The organism is Ewingella allii (assembly GCF_044430645.1).
Lineage (GTDB): Bacteria > Pseudomonadota > Gammaproteobacteria > Enterobacterales > Enterobacteriaceae > Ewingella > Ewingella allii.
On record NZ_JAWUDN010000001.1, the window covers coordinates 1,147,993 to 1,167,356 of the forward strand.

Annotated in this window: 18 protein-coding genes; 13 read left to right on the forward strand and 5 right to left on the reverse strand. The window is 56.2% G+C overall.

Going from position 1 to position 19,364, the window contains the following annotated elements:
• Nucleotides 1–52 precede the first annotated feature (52 nt).
• From malX to add, 3 genes are all read left to right on the forward strand, one after another.
• Nucleotides 53–1,666, forward strand: a complete 1,614-nt coding sequence (gene malX, locus SBO83_RS05495) for a maltose/glucose-specific PTS transporter subunit IIBC (RefSeq protein WP_353502006.1) — start codon at nt 53–55, stop codon at nt 1,664–1,666.
• A gap of 73 nt (nt 1,667–1,739) precedes the next feature.
• Nucleotides 1,740–2,927 (forward strand): PatB family C-S lyase, encoded by a 1,188-nt coding sequence (locus tag SBO83_RS05500; RefSeq protein WP_396130727.1) that lies wholly within the window; start codon nt 1,740–1,742, stop codon nt 2,925–2,927.
• 139 nt (nt 2,928–3,066) lie between these two features.
• On the forward strand, nt 3,067–4,065 hold the full coding sequence (gene add, locus SBO83_RS05505) for an adenosine deaminase (RefSeq protein WP_034790328.1): 999 nt from the start codon (nt 3,067–3,069) through the stop codon (nt 4,063–4,065).
• Between the two features lie 53 nt (nt 4,066–4,118).
• On the opposite strand, the gene SBO83_RS05510 is transcribed toward add, so the two are convergent.
• Both SBO83_RS05510 and SBO83_RS05515 read right to left on the reverse strand, forming a co-directional pair.
• Nucleotides 4,119–5,135, reverse strand: coding sequence for a bile acid:sodium symporter (locus SBO83_RS05510; protein ID WP_396130728.1), 1,017 nt, complete (start codon nt 5,133–5,135; stop codon nt 4,119–4,121).
• Between the two features lie 58 nt (nt 5,136–5,193).
• The gene (locus SBO83_RS05515) at nt 5,194–6,240 is read right to left on the reverse strand and encodes an oxidoreductase (RefSeq protein WP_396130729.1); all 1,047 of its coding nucleotides are present in this window, start codon (nt 6,238–6,240) and stop codon (nt 5,194–5,196) included.
• 162 nt (nt 6,241–6,402) lie between these two features.
• Between SBO83_RS05515 and dcuC the strand changes: the two genes are divergently transcribed.
• The 9 genes from dcuC to nth all read left to right on the forward strand — a co-directional run bounded on the left by dcuC (nt 6,403) and on the right by nth (nt 14,949).
• Nucleotides 6,403–7,767 (forward strand): anaerobic C4-dicarboxylate transporter DcuC, encoded by a 1,365-nt coding sequence (gene dcuC / locus SBO83_RS05520; protein ID WP_396130730.1) that lies wholly within the window; start codon nt 6,403–6,405, stop codon nt 7,765–7,767.
• Between the two features lie 246 nt (nt 7,768–8,013).
• Complete coding sequence (locus SBO83_RS05525; RefSeq protein WP_185687791.1) at nt 8,014–8,469, forward strand: DUF2569 domain-containing protein; 456 nt, start codon at nt 8,014–8,016, stop codon at nt 8,467–8,469.
• Nucleotides 8,470–8,597: 128 nt separating this feature from the next.
• Complete coding sequence (gene rsxA / locus SBO83_RS05530) at nt 8,598–9,179, forward strand: electron transport complex subunit RsxA (RefSeq protein ID WP_034790318.1); 582 nt, start codon at nt 8,598–8,600, stop codon at nt 9,177–9,179.
• The gene (rsxB, locus tag SBO83_RS05535; RefSeq protein WP_396130732.1) at nt 9,179–9,745 is read left to right on the forward strand and encodes an electron transport complex subunit RsxB; all 567 of its coding nucleotides are present in this window, start codon (nt 9,179–9,181) and stop codon (nt 9,743–9,745) included. Before rsxA ends, rsxB begins: the two co-directional genes overlap by 1 nt.
• 10 nt (nt 9,746–9,755) lie before the next feature.
• Nucleotides 9,756–11,912: an electron transport complex subunit RsxC gene (rsxC, locus tag SBO83_RS05540; RefSeq protein WP_396130733.1), complete on the forward strand. Its 2,157-nt coding sequence runs from the start codon at nt 9,756–9,758 to the stop codon at nt 11,910–11,912.
• A complete protein-coding gene (gene rsxD / locus SBO83_RS05545; RefSeq protein WP_396130734.1) occupies nt 11,913–12,965 on the forward strand; it encodes an electron transport complex subunit RsxD in 1,053 nt (350 codons plus the stop codon).
• A 22-nt stretch (nt 12,966–12,987) separates the two neighbouring features.
• Complete coding sequence (gene rsxG, locus SBO83_RS05550) at nt 12,988–13,620, forward strand: electron transport complex subunit RsxG (protein WP_353503963.1); 633 nt, start codon at nt 12,988–12,990, stop codon at nt 13,618–13,620.
• Nucleotides 13,613–14,320, forward strand: coding sequence for an electron transport complex subunit RsxE (locus SBO83_RS05555; RefSeq protein ID WP_396130735.1), 708 nt, complete (start codon nt 13,613–13,615; stop codon nt 14,318–14,320). The genes rsxG and SBO83_RS05555 overlap by 8 nt, the downstream gene beginning before the upstream one ends.
• The gene (nth, locus tag SBO83_RS05560; RefSeq protein ID WP_353501995.1) at nt 14,317–14,949 is read left to right on the forward strand and encodes an endonuclease III; all 633 of its coding nucleotides are present in this window, start codon (nt 14,317–14,319) and stop codon (nt 14,947–14,949) included. Before SBO83_RS05555 ends, nth begins: the two co-directional genes overlap by 4 nt.
• Before the next feature lie 818 nt (nt 14,950–15,767).
• Here nth and SBO83_RS05565 read toward each other — a convergent pair.
• Nucleotides 15,768–16,268, reverse strand: a complete 501-nt coding sequence (locus SBO83_RS05565) for a DUF2501 domain-containing protein (protein ID WP_353501994.1) — start codon at nt 16,266–16,268, stop codon at nt 15,768–15,770.
• Between the two features lie 130 nt (nt 16,269–16,398).
• Nucleotides 16,399–17,313, reverse strand: a complete 915-nt coding sequence (locus SBO83_RS05570) for a LysR substrate-binding domain-containing protein (RefSeq protein WP_396130736.1) — start codon at nt 17,311–17,313, stop codon at nt 16,399–16,401.
• Nucleotides 17,314–17,493: 180 nt separating this feature from the next.
• Between SBO83_RS05570 and SBO83_RS05575 the strand changes: the two genes are divergently transcribed.
• Nucleotides 17,494–18,060, forward strand: a complete 567-nt coding sequence (locus SBO83_RS05575; RefSeq protein ID WP_396130737.1) for a dihydrofolate reductase family protein — start codon at nt 17,494–17,496, stop codon at nt 18,058–18,060.
• 82 nt (nt 18,061–18,142) lie between these two features.
• Here the strand turns inward: SBO83_RS05575 and dacD are convergent, their stop codons facing one another.
• Nucleotides 18,143–19,312 carry a serine-type D-Ala-D-Ala carboxypeptidase DacD gene (gene dacD, locus SBO83_RS05580; protein WP_353501991.1) on the reverse strand — a complete coding sequence of 390 codons (1,170 nt, stop codon included), beginning with the start codon at nt 19,310–19,312 and terminating at the stop codon, nt 18,143–18,145.
• Nucleotides 19,313–19,364 lie beyond the last annotated feature (52 nt).

Genomic DNA, 19,364 nt, shown 5'->3' on the forward strand with positions numbered 1-19,364 from the left:
TATCCGCCATAAGATTAATCCGGTTCATTTTTTTCGCTTCAGGGGAATAAGTATGCCAGCCAATAAAAGACAACGCGTCACGCTTTGGGAGTTTTTCCAAAGTTTAGGTAAAACCTTCATGTTGCCAGTAGCCTTGCTCTCCTTCTGCGGCATTATGCTGGGGATCGGTAGCTCATTAAGCAGCAATGATGTCACCACCCTGTTACCGGCTTTAGGTAATCCCATCCTGCAACTGATCTTCACGTGGATGAGCAAAGTCGGTTCGTTCGCCTTCAGCTTCCTGCCAGTGATGTTTGCAATTGCCATTCCACTTGGTATGGCGCGTGAAAATAAAGGCGTCGCGGCGTTCTCCGGCTTTGTGGGTTACGCCGTGTTGAATCTGGCGACTAACTTCTACCTGACCGCCAGCGGCGTGCTGCCGACGGTGGACCCGCTGATCCTCAAAGCCAACAACATCCAGATGATCCTCGGCATCCAGTCTATCGATACCGGTATTCTTGGCGCGGTAATTGTCGGCGTAATCGTCTATGTGCTGCATGAGCGTTACAACACTATCCGCCTGCCGGATGCGCTAGCGTTCTTCGGCGGTACCCGTTTTGTACCTATTGTCACGACCGTAGTATTAGGTCTGGTTGGTCTGGTCATTCCTCTGATTTGGCCGTTCTTTGCTGCCGGGATTAACGGCTTAGGTCGCCTGATCCACGACGCCGGTATTTTTGGGCCGATGATTTTTGGCTCCGGCGAACGTCTGTTACTGCCGTTTGGCCTGCACCACATTCTGGTTGCCCTGATTCGCTTTACCGAAGCGGGCGGCACCATGGACGTTTGTGGTCGTGAAGTGAGCGGCGCGCTGACTATCTTCCAAGCCCAGCTCTCTTGCCCGACCACCCACGGCTTCTCTGAAAGCGCCACCCAATTCCTGTCCCAAGGTAAAATGCCAGCCTTCCTCGGCGGCTTGCCGGGTGCGGCGTTGGCAATGTACCACTGCGCTAAACCAGAAAATCGTCATAAAATTAAAGGCCTGCTGATTTCCGGCGTGGTGGCCTGCGTGGTCGGCGGGACTACCGAACCCATCGAGTTCCTGTTCCTGTTTGTTGCGCCAGTGCTCTACATCATCCACGCTATTTTGACCGGTCTGGGCTTCACCATTATGTCCGTGCTGGGCGTGACCATCGGTAACACCGACGGCAACATCATCGACTTCGTGGTGTTTGGTATCCTGCACGGTACGGCCACCAAGTGGTATCTGGTGCCAGTGGTGGCCGCTATCTGGTTCGCCGCTTACTACGCGATTTTCCGCTTCTCTATCCTGCGCTTTAATATCAAAACGCCGGGCCGTGAATCGGAATCTATGCCAAGCGCAGCGCCAGTGGCCTCTAACAGCAAATCGGGCTACAACGTGCCGGTGATCCTTAGCGCGCTGGGCGGCGCGGACAACATTGTCTCTCTCGACAACTGCATCACCCGCCTGCGCATGTCGGTGCATGATATGTCGCTGGTTGACGATGCGACGCTGAAAGCCAATCGCGCTATCGGCGTGGTGCATCTCAACGAGCACAACCTGCAAGTGGTGATCGGTCCTCAAGTTCAGTCAGTGAAAGATGAACTCGACTGGCTGATCCGCGACGCGAAAAATAGCGCCGCGCCGGAACCGGCCACCATATAATCATCCAAGCTTACAGGGCGACGTCAGGTCGCCCTTTTCACCTTCTAGAATGACCCGATTTCAGGGAGCGAAAATGTCCACAAGCCTTTTTGATTTCTCCACCCCGGTTGACCGCCACGGCACCTGGTGTACCCAGTGGGATTACGTCGCTGACCGTTTTGGCAGTGCTGACTTGCTGCCGTTCACCATCTCCGACATGGATTTTGCCACCGCGCCCTGCATCCTCGAGGCGCTGCAAAAACGCCTACAGCACGGCGTACTGGGCTATAGCCGCTGGCAGCATGATGACTTTCTGGGCGCGATTGAGCATTGGTACCAGCAGCGTTTTAACAGCCAGATTGACCGCAACATGGTGGTCTACGGCCCTTCGGTGATTTACATGGTCGCGCAGCTGATTCGCCAGTGGACCCAGCCGGGCGACGGCATTCTGACCTTCACTCCCGCCTATGACGCCTTCTTCAAGGTGATTGACGGCAATCAGCGCAAGCTTATCGCCTGCCCGCTGGAGAAACAGGGCAATGACTGGCTGCTCAATAGCGATTTGCTTGAGCAACAGCTGGCCGCGCCGGATTGCACCCTGTTGCTGCTGTGCAGCCCGCACAACCCGACGGGGAAAGTGTGGAGTAAAGCCGATCTGACACTGATTGCCGATCTGTGCCAGCGGCACAATGTGCGGGTAGTTAGTGATGAAATTCACATGGATATGATCTGGGGAAATAACCGCCATACGCCGTGGAATGAAGTGGCAACCGGCCAGTGGGCGCTGCTGACCTCCGGCTCGAAAAGCTTCAACATTCCAGCCCTGACCGGGGCTTATGGCTTGATTAGCGACCCGGCGCAGCGCGACGCCTACATGCACCAGCTTAAAGCCAGCGACGGTCTCTCCTCACCGGCTGTGTTAGCCGTGCTGGCCCACGTCACGGCTTATCGTCAGGGCGACGTCTGGCTCGACGCCCTGCGCCGCTATCTGGAGAGCAACCTGCATTATGTCGCCGACACCCTCAATGCGGCCTTCCCCGAGCTGAACTGGCAGCCGCCGCAATCGACCTATCTGGCGTGGATTGACCTGCGCCCGCTGAAGCTGGATGACAAAGCCTTGCAGCGTGAGCTGATTGATAATCAGAAAGTCGCCATCATGCCGGGTTACACCTACGGCGCAGAAGGCCAAGGTTTCCTGCGCTTGAACGTCGGCTGCCCGCGTTCTAAAGTCGAAATGGGGGTGGAGAAGTTAATCGCTGGGATCCGCGCCCTTAAGGCGTAAACCACTGCAATCCTTCCGTTTTGCACTATTTACGCGCAACAAAGTGCTTATTTCTCACTTTGTTGCGCAACAAAATTTCACAAATCCCTCTCAACGGTTATAATGCCCCGCACTTTTCAAACGATAATGAGTGCACCCCATGATTGATACACGCCTCCCTCTGACTGACATTCATCGCCACCTTGATGGCAATATTCGCGCTCAAACCATCCTCGACTTAGGTCGCCAATTTAATCTTACTCTGCCAGCGACTGAGCTTGACGCACTGCGTCCCCACGTTCAGGTAACCAAGACTGAGCCAGATTTGGTCAGCTTCTTACAGAAACTCGACTGGGGCGTGAAAGTGCTCGGCGATCTCGATGCCTGCCGCCGCGTGGCGCAGGAAAACGTCGCCGACGCCGCCAATGCGGGCCTGCACTACGCCGAGCTGCGTTTCTCTCCTTATTACATGGCGATGACCCACAATCTGCCAGTAGCGGGCGTGGTCGAAGCCGTGATCGATGGTATCCGTCGTGGTCGTCAGGAGCATGACATTGACGTGCGCCTGATTGGTATTCTGAGCCGCACCTTCGGTGAAGAGGCCTGTCTGCAAGAGCTGGACGGCCTTTTGGCGCACCGCGACGGCATCACCGCGCTGGACTTAGCCGGTGACGAGCTGGGCTTCCCCGGCAGCCTGTTCCTCAGCCACTTTAACCGTGCGCGCGACGCGGGCTGGCGCATTACCGTCCACGCGGGCGAAGCGGCAGGCCCGGAGAGCATCTGGCAGGCGATTCGCGAGCTGGGCGCAGAGCGTATCGGTCACGGAGTGAAAGCGGCGGAAGACCCAGAGCTGATGGACTTCTTAGCCAAGCACCAGATTGGTATCGAGTCTTGCCTGACCTCCAATATCCAAACCAGCACCGTAGCGGCGCTCGACAGCCACCCGCTGGCGACTTTCCTGCGTCACGGCGTTTTGGCGTCAATTAACACCGATGACCCGGCGGTTCAGGGGATTGAGATTGAGCACGAATACCGCGTTGCGGCTCCGGCAGCGGGGCTGACGTCTGATGAAATCCGTCAGGCGCAGGAGAATGGCTTGACCATGGCCTTCCTCAGCGAGGCTGAAAAAGACGCCATTCGCGCTAAAGTAAAAGCCTAATGAGACGGGGATGAGACGGTAAACGCCTCATCCCCTCTTTCTAACTGACTGTTTTACTGCTCTAAAGCCGCTTTACTGCCTTCCCGCTCGACGTCTTCTTTTGCCACTTTCTTCGCATAACGCTGAGCCAATACCGCGCAGACCATCAGCTGAACCTGATGGAAAATCATCAGCGGCAGCACCATCGCCCCTACCGCCGAGGCTGGGAACAGCACGTTGGCCATCGGAATACCGTTCGCTAGACTCTTCTTAGAGCCGCAGAACACAATGGTGATTTCATCTTTAGTGCTGAAACTCAGCCAGCGCGCCACCAGTGTGTTGATAATCAGTACAATCGCCAGCAGCACCAGCGAACAGACCAGAATCGCCAACAGCGACCAGCCGTCGATTTGGCTCCAAATCCCCTCAACCACGGCTTCGCTGAAGGCGACATACACCACCAGCAGAATCGAAGAACGGTCAGTGATATTGACGATTTTCTTATGGCGCTGCACCCAGCCGGCAATCAGCGGGCGGCACAGGTGACCAATAATAAAGGGCACCATCAGTTGCAGCACGATGGAACCGATGGCGTGCAGCGTATTGCTGCTGCCGCCCTGGGTGTGCATCAGCAGGCCAACCAGCACCGGGGAGAGGAACACGCCAAGAATGCTCGACGCAGAAGCACTACAGATAGCCGCAGCGATGTTACCGCCCGCCACCGAAGTGTAAGCAATGGCAGACTGCACGGTGGCAGGCAGCGCGCAGAGATAGAGGAAACCGTAGTACAGCGTCGGGGTTAAAATGCCCAGCGGCACCAGCCATTTCATCCCTAAACCGAGCAGCGGGAACAGCGCAAAGGTGCTGAGAAACACCACCAGATGCAGCTTCCAGTGGCTGATCCCGGCCATGATCGCCTCACGCGACAACTTGGCGCCGTGCATAAAGAACAGCAGCGCAATGGCGGCGGTAGTCAGGTGTTCAAAAACCGTTTTGTAGATCCCTTCGCAGGGAAAGAATGATGCGATGACCACCACGCTGACCAAAATCAGCAGAAATTTATCAATACGCAGTCGCTGTAACCAAGACATGTAGAGTTCCTTGCAAAAAAATCGCCGCAATGCGCGGCGTCTAAGTCATCAATGTCGCTCAACTTTTCGGTACTTTCAAGGTGGCTTGCTGATGGGAAGAGTGAATACCTAGCTCAATCAACTCCATCACGCGAATAGCATCGCTGGCCGGAACCGGATTTTCCCCCAGCCCGAGAATGGCGTCGCGCACTCCGGCATAGTAAGCCGGATAATCGCCGGGCAAGGTGGGCAGAGGCTTATCTGCCAGCACGCCTTCATAGCTCAAGGTCAACACGCCGTCGCGCGGGTCTTCTCCCCACTTGGCCTGAGGTGGGCGCTGCCCGGCTTTCAGGCACTCTTCTTGGGTGTCGAGGCCATACTTCACAAAACTGCCCTTTTCCCCCTGCACGATAAAGCGCGCGGTCTCGGCCGAGGCGTAAACCGTGCTGTGCAGCACCACGCGGCGGCGGCCGTAGGTCAGCGTGGTATTGAAGTAATCCACCGCCTTGCCGCCCGGCCTGACCACGGCCAAGTCCGACTGAATGCTGTCCGGCAAGCCAAACAGCCGCAGCGCCTGATCCAGCAGGTGTGAACCTAAGTCATACCAGATGCCGCTGCCCAGCTCGTCATTCTCTCGCCAGCGCTGCTGCACCTGCGGCCTGAAACGGTCGTAATGGGATTCGAAATAGACAATCTCCCCCAGCGTCCCTTCATTGATTAAAGCCTGCACGGTGAGGAAATCCGAGTCCCAGCGGCGGTTGTGGAACACCGACAGCACCTTGCCTTTCTCCTGCGCCAAAATGTTCAGCGAGCGCGCCTCGCCCAGCGTGACGGTAAAAGGCTTGTCGACAATCACGTGCTTCCCGGCCTCCAGCGCCCGCTGGGTCAGCGGGAAATGGGTGGCATTGGGGGTTGGGATCACCACCAGATCGATAGTCGCATCGGCGAAGATTTTCTCCGGGCTATCCACCACCTGCACTGAAGGCCAGTCCGCCTGCACTTTGCTGGCGTCACTGCTGGAGACCACCGCCAGCTCAAGGCCCGGCGTACCGGCAATCAGCGGGGAATGAAAGGTTTTACTGGCAAAGCCGTACCCGACCAGCCCGACGCGCAACGTTTCAGACATCTTCATCTCCTTCGTAATAAATAAATCACCCAGTGTTTTTATTCACAACATGGATGATTACCTTGATAAACATCATAGACGCTATGTGCCCAGATTGTGCACAGTGCTTATCCATGTCGTTATTTATGCATCATTATTTCTTATTTCTGGGGATCTGAATCTATGTGGGACTTGCTTATAGGGCTAGTGATAACCGTTATCGTAGGCCGCTACATTATTAAAGGCTATTCGCCCACCGGCGTGCTAATGGTGGGCGGGCTGCTGCTGTTAATTATCAGCGCCCTAATGGGCCACAGCGTGTTGCCGGAAGGCACTAAATCCACCGGCTGGAACAGCACCGATATCGTCGAATATGTCAAAATCCTGCTGATGAGTCGCGGCGGCGACCTCGGCATGATGATCATGATGCTGTGCGGCTTTGCGGCTTACATGACCCACATCGGTGCCAACGACGTGGTGGTGCGCCTGGCTTCGCGCCCGCTACAGATGATCAACTCCCCCTATATCCTGATGGTGGCGGCCTATATTCTCGCCTGCCTGATGTCGCTCGCCGTCTCTTCGGCCACCGGCCTTGGCGTGCTGCTGATGGCAACCCTGTTCCCGATCATGGTCAACGTCGGCATCAGTCGCGGTGCAGCAGCCGCCATCTGCGCCTCTCCGGCGGCGATCATTCTCTCGCCAACCTCCGGCGACGTGGTGCTGGCCGCGCAAGCTTCCAACATGCCGCTGGTCGATTTCGCTTTTAAAGTCACCCTGCCAATCTCTATCGCCGCCATTGTGGTGATGGCGATTGCCCACTTCTTCTGGCAGCGTTTCCTCGACAAACGCGAAGCCGGCACGGCGCAGATTATTGAAGAAACACCCGTCACCACCGTGGAAACCAATGCCCCGTGGTTTTACGCCATCCTGCCATTTACCCCGATTGTCGGCGTGCTGGTATTCGACGGCAAATGGGGGCCGAACCTGCACATCATCACCATTTTGGTTATCTGCATGGCGCTGACGGCGATTATCGAAACCTTCCGCAATCGTAGCGGCAAAGCCGTATTCGCCGGGCTGGACGTCGCCTATCGCGGCATGGCGGACGCTTTCGCCAACGTGGTGATGCTGCTGGTCGCCGCCGGGGTCTTTGCCCAAGGCTTAAGCACCGTAGGCTTTATCAGCAGCCTGATTGGTTTGGCGCAAAATGTAGGTTCCGGCGGGCTGGTGATGATGCTGGTGTTGGTGATCATCACGGTGCTGGCGGCCATGACCACCGGCTCGGGCAACGCGTCGTTTTACGCTTTCGTCGAGCTGATCCCGAAACTGGCCACCAAAATGGGCATCAATCCAGAGTATTTGGTGATACCGATGCTGCAAGCCTCAAACCTTGGCCGCACCATATCCCCGGTTTCCGGCGTGGTGGTCGCCGTGGCGGGTATGGCAAAAATCTCGCCATTTGAAGTAGTGAAGCGCACCTCGGTGCCGGTACTGGCGGGCCTGATTGTGGTGGTGGTCGCCACCGAGATTTTTGTTCCCCTGCACTAATCGGCTTCACCTCCCCGCAAACAATAACGCCTGAGCAAGCTCAGGCGTTTTTTATGGCGTCGGTTGTTGAACGTTTTCGCGTCATTTGATTGTCAGGGATTAACCAATATTGCTCATCCCTAAGGCTCTCGGGTATCAATCACATGAATACGATAGAGCTGGTTTACATCTCAGGGTAAACTTCTGCGCCTTGAATAGGGCTATATCGCCCGTTTATTCGGCATCCAAAGTAACTTAAGGCTGATTATGTCTCAACAACCGATCTCCCGTGAAACGGAATATAAACGCATTGGCGGCTGGTTACTCGCTCCTCTGGCTTATCTGATTGTTACGCTGTTGAGCGTCGCGCTGACCTTGGTCCTGTTCTCGATGGCGCTGTTTGTGCCCGAGTCGCGCGAATATCTGATAACTAATTCGCAAGCCTTTACTTTGCAATGGTATTTCTCAGTGGTGACCTCGCTGGCAATGGGCGCATTTACCGTCGTGCTGCTGTTGCAGTTCTGCCAACGTCGCCGCGTGGTGCCAAAGGTGTTCACCATCTGGCTGCTGTGTACGGTGCTGCTGGCTATCAAAGCCTTCGCGTTTTCGCCAATCAATGACGATATGGCGGTGCGTAATTTGTTGCTGTCACTGCTACCAGCGGCGCTATTAGTGCCCTATTTCAAACGTTCTCGTCGCGTTAAAGAGACGTTCACGGAATAACCTTACAGTGACTCCGTTGTCTGTGGAGAGGTTATTTCAGACAATATTTTTAGCTTTAGCGGTTGTCGCGCCTGCCCGTCAGGCGCGGATCTCTCTACAGTAATTAACAGTAATCTTCAGGCAATGTTATGACTTCATACTTGTTACTGTTCGTCGGTACCGTACTGGTGAACAACTTTGTTTTGGTTAAGTTTCTCGGCCTCTGCCCGTTCATGGGCGTGTCGAAAAAACTGGAATCCGCGATCGGCATGGGATTGGCCACAACATTCGTTATCACGTTGTCGAATATCTGCTCGTGGATCGTAAACACCTTCGTATTAATGCCTTTGGGGCTGGTCTATCTACGCACCATGGCCTTCATTTTGGTGATCGCCGTGGTGGTGCAGTTCACCGAAATGGTGGTGCGCAAAACCAGCCCGTCGCTCTATCGCCTGCTCGGCATCTTCCTGCCGCTGATCACCACCAACTGCGCGGTACTGGGCGTGGCGCTGCTGAACATCAACCAGGCGCACAACTTCATGCAGTCCGCGCTGTACGGCTTCGCCGCGTCTCTTGGCTTCTCACTGGTGATGGTGCTGTTTGCGGCTATCCGCGAACGCCTGGTGGTGGCGGATGTCCCCGCGCCCTTTAAAGGCTCTTCAATTGCACTGGTCACCGCCGGTTTGATGTCTCTGGCCTTTATGGGCTTTACCGGTCTGGTGAAATTCTAATGTTTGAATTATGGGTTGCGATTGGCGCGCTCACGGCGTTGGCACTGGTTTTCGGGCTGCTGCTGGGCTATGCGTCGCGCCGTTTTGCCGTTGAAGGCAATCCGGTTGTCGATCAGATTGACGATATTCTGCCGCAAAGCCAGTGCGCACAGTGCGGTTATCCGGGCTGTAAGCCTTACGCCGAGGCCGTCGCCAACGGTGACAACATCAACAAATGCGTCCCCGGCGGTGAAGCCGTGATGCTGAAACTGGCTGCCCTGCTGAACGTTGAGCCGCAGCCACTGGGCGATGACGCCGCGCCAGCAGTGCCCGTGCGCACCGTGGCCTATATCGACGAAAGCAACTGCATCGGCTGCACCAAGTGCATTCAGGCCTGCCCGGTTGACGCCATCGTCGGCGCGACCCGCGCCGTCCACACTGTGGTCACCGATTTATGTACCGGCTGCGACCTGTGCGTCGCGCCTTGTCCGACGGACTGCATTGAAATGCTGCCGATTAAAACCACCACCGCAAACTGGAAATGGGATATGAAATCCATTCCGGTGCAAGTCATTCATGCGGAGTAAGCGGAACGCCATGTTTAATCTGTTTTCTGCGCTCAAGAAAGACAAACTGTGGGACTTCGACGGCGGCATCCATCCGCCAGAAATGAAGACCCAGTCGAGCCACGTGCCCCTGCGCCGCGTGCCGCTGTCCGAGCGCTATATTATTCCTCTGCAACAGCACCTCGGCCCTGAGGGCGAGCTGTGCGTGAAATCCGGTGATCGGGTATTAAAAGGCCAGCCGCTGACCACCGGTCGCGGCCGCACCGTGCCGGTTCACGCCCCGACCTCCGGCGTTATTACCGCCATCGAGCCACACATCACCGCCCATCCGTCGGGCCTGAAAGAGCTGTGCATCCTGATTTCTGCCGACGGAGAAGACCGTTGGTGCGAGCGTGACGTTGTCACTAATTATCGCCAATTGGACGCAGCCGAGCTGAATGCGCGTATCCATCAGGCCGGTATAGCCGGGCTAGGCGGCGCGGGCTTCCCTACTGCCAGTAAGCTTCAGGGCGGACTGACCTCTACCCGCACGCTGATCCTCAATGCCGCCGAGTGCGAGCCTTACATCACCGCCGATGACCGGCTGATGCAAGAACACGCGGCTGAGATCCTCCAAGGCACGCGCATTCTCTGCCACATGCTTAAGCCAGAGCGCGTGCTGATTGGCATTGAAGACAATAAGCCCGAAGCCATTAGCGCCTTGAAACAGGCAATTAAGGCCGAGCAGGCTGACGGCGTGAAGTTCGAGCTGCGCGTAGTGCCGACCAAATACCCTTCCGGCGGTGCCAAGCAGCTCACCAAGATTTTGACCGGACTCGAAGTACCGAAAGGCCATCACTCCTCGCATATCGGCGTGCTGATGCAGAACGTCGGCACCGTGTTCGCCATCAAGCGCGCCATTATCGACGGCGAGCCGTTGATTGAGCGCGTGGTGACGCTGACCGGCGAAGCGATGGAAAAGCCGGGCAACGTCTGGGCGCGTATCGGCATGCCAATTTCTCACCTGATGGTTGAAGGCGCGCTGCGCCCCCAAAGTCCACAGAAGATGGTGATTATGGGCGGTCCGCTGATGGGCTTCACCCTGCCATCTCTCGACGTGCCGGTAGTGAAAATCTCCAACTGCCTGCTGGCACCTTCTGAAAGCGAAATAGGCCAGCCCGAGCCGGAAGAAGCCTGTATCCGCTGTAGTCTGTGTGCCGACGCCTGTCCGGCGGGCCTGCTGCCGCAGCAGCTTTACTGGTTCAGCCGGGGGCAGGAGCATGAAAAAGCGCGCAACCATAACCTGTTCGACTGCATCGAATGCGGCGCCTGCGCCTATGTCTGCCCAAGCAATATTCCTCTGGTGCAGTACTACCGCCAGGAAAAAGCCGAGATCCGCGCCGTCGATTTAGAAACCGCCAAAGCCACCGAAGCCAAGGCGCGCTTCGAAGCCAAACAGGCGCGCATGGAGCGCGAGAAGCTGGCGCGCGAAGAGAAACATCAAAAAGCCGCCGTGAAGCTGGATACCCCAGTCGCTGACAAAGCCACGGCAGAGAAAGCCGCCGAGGCTCCTGTCCCTGCTGCATCTCAAGAGAAAGCGGCGGAAGCCGATCCGCGTCAGGCGGCTCTGGCCGCGGCGATTGCTCGTGCTAAAGCTAAAAAGGCCGCGGCCGAAGGCGCTGAAGTTGCAGCACCAGAAGCTGCTCCTGCTGCTCCAGCCGCCGAAAAAACCGACAACGATGATGCCCGCAAGGCCGCCGTCGCTGCTGCCGTGGCCCGCGCCAAAGCTAAAAAAGCGGCTGCCACGCAGGAAACGCCTGTGGCCTCCGAAACCGTCACCACGCCTTCTGCTCCGGTCAGCAGCGATGACGACGCCGCGCGCAAAGCCGCGGTGGCTGCCGCTATCGCCCGCGTGAAAGCTAAGAAAGCCGGTAACAGCGGCGTGGTGGTTGAAGCCACTGACAGCACGCTTTCCGTGACACCGTCACCGACTGAACCGTCGGTAGAGGACAAGCGTAAAGCGGCCGTCGCCGCCGCCATTGCCCGCGCCAAAGCCAAGAAGGCCGCCGCGCAGGAAGACGCGTCTGAACAGGCTGCATCAGAACCAACACAACAAGAAAGCGATCCACGCAAAGCCGCCGTGGCTGCTGCGATCGCTCGAGTTAAGGCGCGTAAAGCGGCTGCTCAGACTATGTCGAACGAGGAATAAATGGCTTTTAGAATCGCGAGTTCTCCTTTCACCCATAACCGGCAAAGCACCAGCGCCATCATGCTGATGGTGGTGTTGGCTTGTATTCCCGGCCTGCTGGCGCAGGTCTGGTTCTTTGGTTACGGCACGCTGGTCCAGCTGGCACTGGCTATTGTGATTGCCCTGCTGACCGAAGGCGCGGTGCTGCAACTGCGCAAAATGCCGGTCAAAAAACGTTTGGGAGATAACACCGCGCTGCTCACCGCCGTGCTGCTAGGCGTCAGCCTGCCGCCGCTCGGCCCGTGGTGGATGGTGGTGATCGGCACGATTTTCGCCATTGTGATCGCCAAACAGCTGTACGGCGGCCTCGGCCAAAACCCCTTCAACCCGGCGATGGTCGGCTATGTGGTACTGCTGATCTCTTTCCCGGTGCAGATGACAACCTGGATGCCGCCGGACGCTTTGCAGCATCACCCTGTGGGCTTTACCGACACGCTGCTGACCATCTTTGGCGGCCATAACAGTCAGGGGCTGACGGCTTATCAATTGCAGATGAACGTCGACGGCATTACTCAGGCGACGCCGCTGGACGCCTTTAAAACCGGACTGCGCTCCGGCCACAGCACCGATCAGGTATTGGCCGAGCCGCTGTTTGGTGGCCTTCTGGCAGGTCTGGGCTGGCAGTGGATCAATTTCGGTTTTCTGGTAGGCGGCCTGTTCCTGATGTGGCGCAAAATCATTAGCTGGCACATCCCGCTGAGCATGCTGGCCATGCTGACCTTCTGCGCCAGCGTTGCCTGGGGACTCTCACCAGAGGCTCACCCCTCGCCGCTGATTGGCCTGTTCTCCGGGGCCACCATGCTGGGCGCGTTCTTTATCGCCACTGACCCAGTGACGGCTTCTACCACGCCGAAAGGCCGCCTGATCTTTGGCGCGCTGATTGGCCTGCTGGTGTGGCTTATTCGCACCTACGGCGGTTATCCGGACGGTATCGCCTTCGCCGTCTTGCTGGCCAACATCACCGTGCCGCTGATTGACCACTACACCCAACCGCGCGTTTACGGGCATCGCTGAGGACAGTATGGAAAAAGGTAAAATGCTTCAAACCATGCGCCGCCACGGTGTCACGCTGGCGGTGTTTGGCGCGCTGATGACCGGCATGACCGCGATGGTTAACTTGCTTACTAAGCCAACCATTGCCCATCAGGCGCTGTTACAGCAAAAAAGCTTGTTTGACGAAGTGATCCCTTCCAGTGTCTATAACAATGACATGCAGAACGAATGTTACAACGTCACGGATGAGTCACTGGGTACTGCTACCCCGCACCGCCTGTATTTGGCGCGCATGGATGGCAAACCGGTAGCAGCAGCGATTGAAACCACTGCCCCTGACGGCTATTCCGGCGCGATCCAACTGTTGGTTGCCGCTGATTTTCATGGCAAAGTTTATGGCTCGAGGGTTCTTGAGCACCATGAAACTCCCGGTCTCGGCGACAAAATCGAAGTTCGCATCTCTGACTGGATCAAAAGCTTTGCTAATCAGGTGATTAATGGCCCTGACGACCCGCGTTGGGCAGTCAAGAAAGATGGCGGCATGTACGACCAATTTACTGGTGCGACCATTACCCCGCGCGCCGTGGTGCGTTCAGTAAAACGCACGGCACTGTTTATCGAGACGGTACCGTCTCAGCTTTCAAACCTCACCCCTTGTGGAGCCCGTGATGAGTGAAGCCAAGAAGATAATTGTTCAGGGTCTGTGGACCAATAACTCCTCGCTGGTACAGCTGCTGGGCCTCTGCCCGCTGCTGGCGGTGACCTCCACGGCGACTAACGCGCTGGGTTTGGGTCTGGCAACCACACTGGTACTGACCTGCACCAACGCCATGATCTCGGCTTTCCGCCGCTGGGTGCCGAATGAGATCCGTATTCCGATTTACGTGCTGATCATCGCCTCAGTGGTCAGTACCGTGCAGATGCTAATCAACGCCTACGCTTTCGGCCTGTATATGGCGCTGGGGATCTTCATCCCGCTGATCGTCACCAACTGTATTGTGGTGGGCCGCGCCGAAGCCTGCGCCGCCAGTAGCCCGGTGCATCTGGCCGCCCTCGACGGCATGATGACCGGCTTGGGTGCCACCGCCGCGATGTTCGTACTAGGTTCGATCCGTGAAATTCTCGGCAGCGGCGTGCTGTTTAACGGCGCAGATTTGCTGCTCGGCAGCTGGGCCAAGGTGCTGCGCGTCGAAGTGATCCACCTCGATAACCCATTCCTGCTCGCCATGCTTCCGCCGGGCGCGTTTATTGGTTTGGGCCTGCTGTTAGCCGGTAAGTACCTGATTGACCAACGCCAAAAAGCGCGTCAGGCCGCCAAATCACAAGCATCCCAGCAGTCGACCTTGCCGAAAGGCAGCGCGGGTAACGCGTCATGAATAAAGAGAAGCGCATCAGTATTCTCAGCCGGCTGCGGGAGAATAACCCGCACCCGACCACCGAGCTGGTGTACACCACGCCATTCGAGCTGCTGATTGCGGTTCTGCTTTCGGCGCAGGCCACTGACGTGAGCGTTAATAAAGCCACCGCCAAGCTGTATCCGATTGCCAACACCCCTGCCGCAATTCTGGAACTGGGCGTGGACGGCGTGAAGGAGTACATCAAAACCATCGGCCTGTTTAATTCCAAGGCTGAGAACGTGATCAAGACCTGCCGCCTGTTGCTGGAAAAGCACGGCGGCGAAGTCCCCGAAAACCGCGAAGCCTTAGAAGCCCTGCCCGGCGTCGGACGTAAAACCGCCAACGTGGTGCTCAACACCGCCTTTGGCTGGCCGACCATCGCCGTCGACACCCATATTTACCGCGTCTGTAATCGCACCAATTTCGCCCCCGGCAAGACCGTCGAGAATGTCGAAGATAAGCTGCTGAAAGTGGTCCCCGCCGAGTTCAAACTCGATTGCCACCATTGGTTTATCTTGCACGGGCGCTATACCTGTATCGCACGTAAACCACGGTGCGGGTCCTGTGTGATTGAGGACTTATGCGAGTTTAAAGAAAAGGTTGAATAAGCTTTTTCAGCTTTTAGAAAGCTGAGGAAACTTTTTAAGTTCAAGTTCAAGTTCAAGTTCAAGGTCGTGGGCGTCGGCCCACACCGACCAAGGGAGGCGTAAACGCGCCTCCCTTGGAACCCTGCGTTTTTTTCTGCTGCAAGATCGAGGCTGCGCAGGGTTGGGATGGACGTGTTTCAGGAACCACGGAGATCGTCGCGAAGTGCCGCCGCTTAGGCGGTTCCCTCAGTTCGGGCTTCGAGCCATAGGTCTCGAACCACTCCTTCGGCGTCACTTCTGAATGCGACTTACTGGCTTCTCCACCGTGCCTTTTCAGTGTGCTTTGGTGTGCTCCCTCCCCTATTTAGGGGAGAGTTGGCGTGAGGCATTCCTCACATAAGTCACTGAGTTTTCTGCAATACCCCCTCCCAGCCCCCTTATCAGGGGGAGGAGCAAAACCCAAATCTAAGACAAAACCCACTGAAACGGCACGGTATAAATGCCTCAAAACCGCAGTCAAAAATGGCGCTGAGCGAACGGTTCGAGACCAAAGGCTCGAAGCCTGAAGCGAAGGCACCGCCTAAGCGGCGACATTTTGCGGTGGATAACGGAAGTACCTGAAACAAGTCCGCCTAACGAGCGGAGCGCGCAGTTAAAAAAGCCCGGGGGTCAAGGGGGCGGCGGCGACTGGCCGCCCCCTTGCCGGTGTGGGCCGGTGCCCACGACCTTGAATTTGAATTTGAATTTGAATTGGAATTTGAATTGGAATTTAAAGATTTTAAAAGCGGGTTTGGGCAGCCGCCCAAGACCTTAGCGGAATTGGGTCGCACACCCAAAAATCAAATAAAGGATTTCGCCTGCTTCAACACCACATCACAGGCTTTTTGTTTCACTTTCTCTTTCACCTGCGACAGGCCGTTCCCCAGATTGTTGAGGTCAACGTTCTGCCCTTTGCCGGTTTGCAGTAAGCCGCCGAGGCCGTTTTGGTAATCCTGGCTCTGCGCGCCTGCGGCACTTTCAATGCCCAGCTTGCTTAACAGCTTGTCTTTCACATTCTCGGTGCTGGCTTGCGACAACACGTTATTCTTCACGCAATACTGCAAAACGCCCGCAACGTTGGTGGCGCTTTTCGAGGTCAGCGCGCTATCACCGCCGTTGAGCAGCGACATCAAAGAAGCCCCTGAATTCGCCCCGTTGCCCGCCGTGGCACCGTTACTGCCGTTTAATTGCTGATTGGCTGCGTCCTGCAATGAACTCAACAGATTATTTGCCTGCGCACCGCCGGCAACTAACACACCACTTGCCGCGATGGCTAACAACACTGTTTTTAATGCTTTCATGTGTAACTCCATTAATTTCTCTTACGGGCTTTGATTGCCGCTTTTATGCAAAATAAGCCCGTAAAGCTTGGTCTTAAACATTCATTTCATCAATAGGAAAACGTCTCGTAATGTTACAGAACGAAAAGCTTCAGGGTTGAGGATTAGGCTGTTGTGCTATCCATAGCGCGGCGGCGTTGAAGAAGTGCTGGGCCAGCGGCGTGGCGCGCCCTGCTTCAGCTACCACCAGCGCAGCGTGGCGACTCATTGGCGCAATATCCAACGGGCAGCGTTTCAGCGCCGGATGCATCTCATCAATCAAATGACCACGGGGAACCAGCGCGCAGCCCAGCCCGACAAAAACGCCCTGCATCAGTTGGAAAATCGAGGTGCTTTCAAGCGTCGGGTGCAGCACCAGACCGGCCTGACGGAAGTGATTATCCAGATAGCGGCGGAAATAGCGGCTCGGCTCCGACAGGCACAGAGGCAGCTGGGCAGCCTGCTCGGCGGTCAATAACGTCGCATTCTGCAACTGCGGGAAGTGGTCGGGGTGATACACCACGTCGACGCCGCCATCGTCAATCGGCGCCAGTTGGAAACGCAGCTCATTGAGGGTGGAAAATTCAAAAAAGCCGATGCCGACGTCCACCGCGTGACTGCTCAGGGCTTCGATCAGCTGATCGGCGCTGACTTCCGCCACGCGATAATCCAGCCCCGGATGGGTATCATTCACCGCCTTTATCAATCGCGCCAGAGAGATGCTGCACTGCGGCATCACGCCAATGCGCAAGGTACCGCTCAGCCCCTGCTTTAGCGACTCCACTTCCAGCTTGAGCCCTTCATACACCGCAACAATCTCACGCGCCCAGCTCAGCACCCGCAGGCCTTCCGCCGTAAAACCTTCGAAATTATTACCGCGATTGATCAAGTTGAGATCTAGTTCTTTCTCAAGATTTTTCAATCGCATAGAAAGCGTCGGCTGGCTGACAAAACTGGCCTCTGCCGCACGGCCAAAGTGCCGCTCGCGTTCAAGATTGCAGAGGTAAATGAGTTGCTTGATGTCCATAGGGTCGTAAAGAAGCCGCGTGATAGATAGGAGTAATGGTAGAGAGTATAACGGCGCGGCGGATGAAAGTCGTGAAGGGACCATTGTTATAGATAACGGTGGTGAATAGTGGCTGCACAAAAAAGTGTGACATTTTGTAAAAGCGGATTATTCTTAGCCGCAACATTTAAGGAGGAAAAGATGGCTAATCAGATGCCTACCAAAGTAAGAGTGTATATGGCCAGCTCGCTGGACGGCTATATCGCTGGGCCAAACCACGACTTAGCGTGGTTGAACAAAGATCACTCCCGCGCGGGGGATTTAGCTGACGACGCCAACTTCCTGCAATTTGATCCATTTATGGAACAAGTGGGATGCATGCTGATGGGCCGCAACACTTATGATGTTCTGGAGGCCATGGGCCAGTGGGTTTACGGCGATGTTCCGGTACTGGTCGCCACCTCGCGGGCTATTACCCGCCCTGCTTCTCCGACCATCAAGGCGGTGTCTGGTGATATCCATGCGTTGATTGGCCAAGCTAAAACTCTGGCGAATGGCAAAGACGTTTATATTGATGGCGGGAATATGATTCAGCAGGCTTTAACGGCGTCATTGGTGGATGAAATGACCCTGACATATATCCCGGTTCTGCTCGCAGAGGGGGTCAGACTTTTCGATAATCTTGCCGGACACTCAGCGTTGCAATTCACCGGCAGTGCCAGCCACGGCGGCATGTTACAAGTCTCAAGTCGTTTGGTTAGAGAGTAAATCTCTCAGCTAACCTTCTGAACCTAAAAAAAAGGGAGGCGTTTTCGCGCCTCCCCCACGTCATTCAGCCCCGTGCGCTGAACTAGATCTTTAACTTCACATAATCCACTAAACGGCTAAACATCCCGCCTTTAGCGACATCTTCCAGTGCCACCAGCGGAATGGTTTTAATGGTTTTGCCGTTATCAACAATGTTGATGCTGCCCAGCTCTTGGCCTTTTTTCAGCGGCGCGTCGATCTGCGGATTGGTCAGCACATATTGGGCTTTCAGCTTGTCGGCGTCGGACTGCGGCACGCTGATGAACACGTCATCCAGCGAGCCGACTTTGACGTCCTGATGGTCGCCGAACCAAACTTTCTCTGTCGAAACGGTTTGTCCCGCTTTGAAAATCTGCTTGCTGGTGTATTCGCGGAAGCCCCAGGTCAGCAGCTTGCGCGCCTGCTCTTCGCGCCCTTTCGAGCTTTTACCGCCCATGACCACGGCGATCAGGCGGCGGTTGCCCTCGGTCGCAGAAGCAATAATGTTGAAGCCAGCGCTTTCGGTGTGGCCGGTTTTCAGGCCATCAACTTGCAGGTTTTTGTCCCACAGTAGGCCGTTACGGTTCTGCTGAGTGATGTTGTCATAGGTCAGCGATTTTTCGCTATACATATGATATTCCTCAGGTTCTCCGCCAATAATGGCGCGAGAAAGCTTGGCTAAGTCATAAGAGGTGGTGTACTGGCCCGGCGCGTCAAGGCCGTGAACAGTTTCAAAGTGGCTGTTGGTCAGCCCCATAGAGGTGACGTATTGGTTCATCATGCCAACGAACGCGTCCTGGCTGCCGGCCACGTAGTCGGCCATCGCCACACAGGCGTCGTTACCGGAGGTCACGATAATGCCGCGGATCAGGTCGCGCACGGTGACGCGGTCGCCCGGCTTGAGGAACATCAGGGAAGAACCGGCCAGACTTTTGTTACCTGCCACCCAGGCTTCTTGCGGCACGGTGACCACGTCATCCATGGTGATTTTGTGTTTATCCAGCGCGCGGTCGATAACATAACCGGTCATCAGTTTGGTCAGGCTGGCCGGGTTACGGCGCTCGTCCGGGTTGCCCGCCGCCAGCACGTCACCACTGCCGTAATCCATCAATACAAAGGATTCTGCGTCAATACTTGGCGGAGCCACCGGGAAATCCAATGGCGCAACGGCTTTCGCCGCGCCTGCTGATAACATTAATACGCCAGTTAATACACTCAATACGCTACGTTTCACGGCTTGTTCCTTTATAACGCCAAACGCCACAGGCCGCATTTAGCTCGGCATG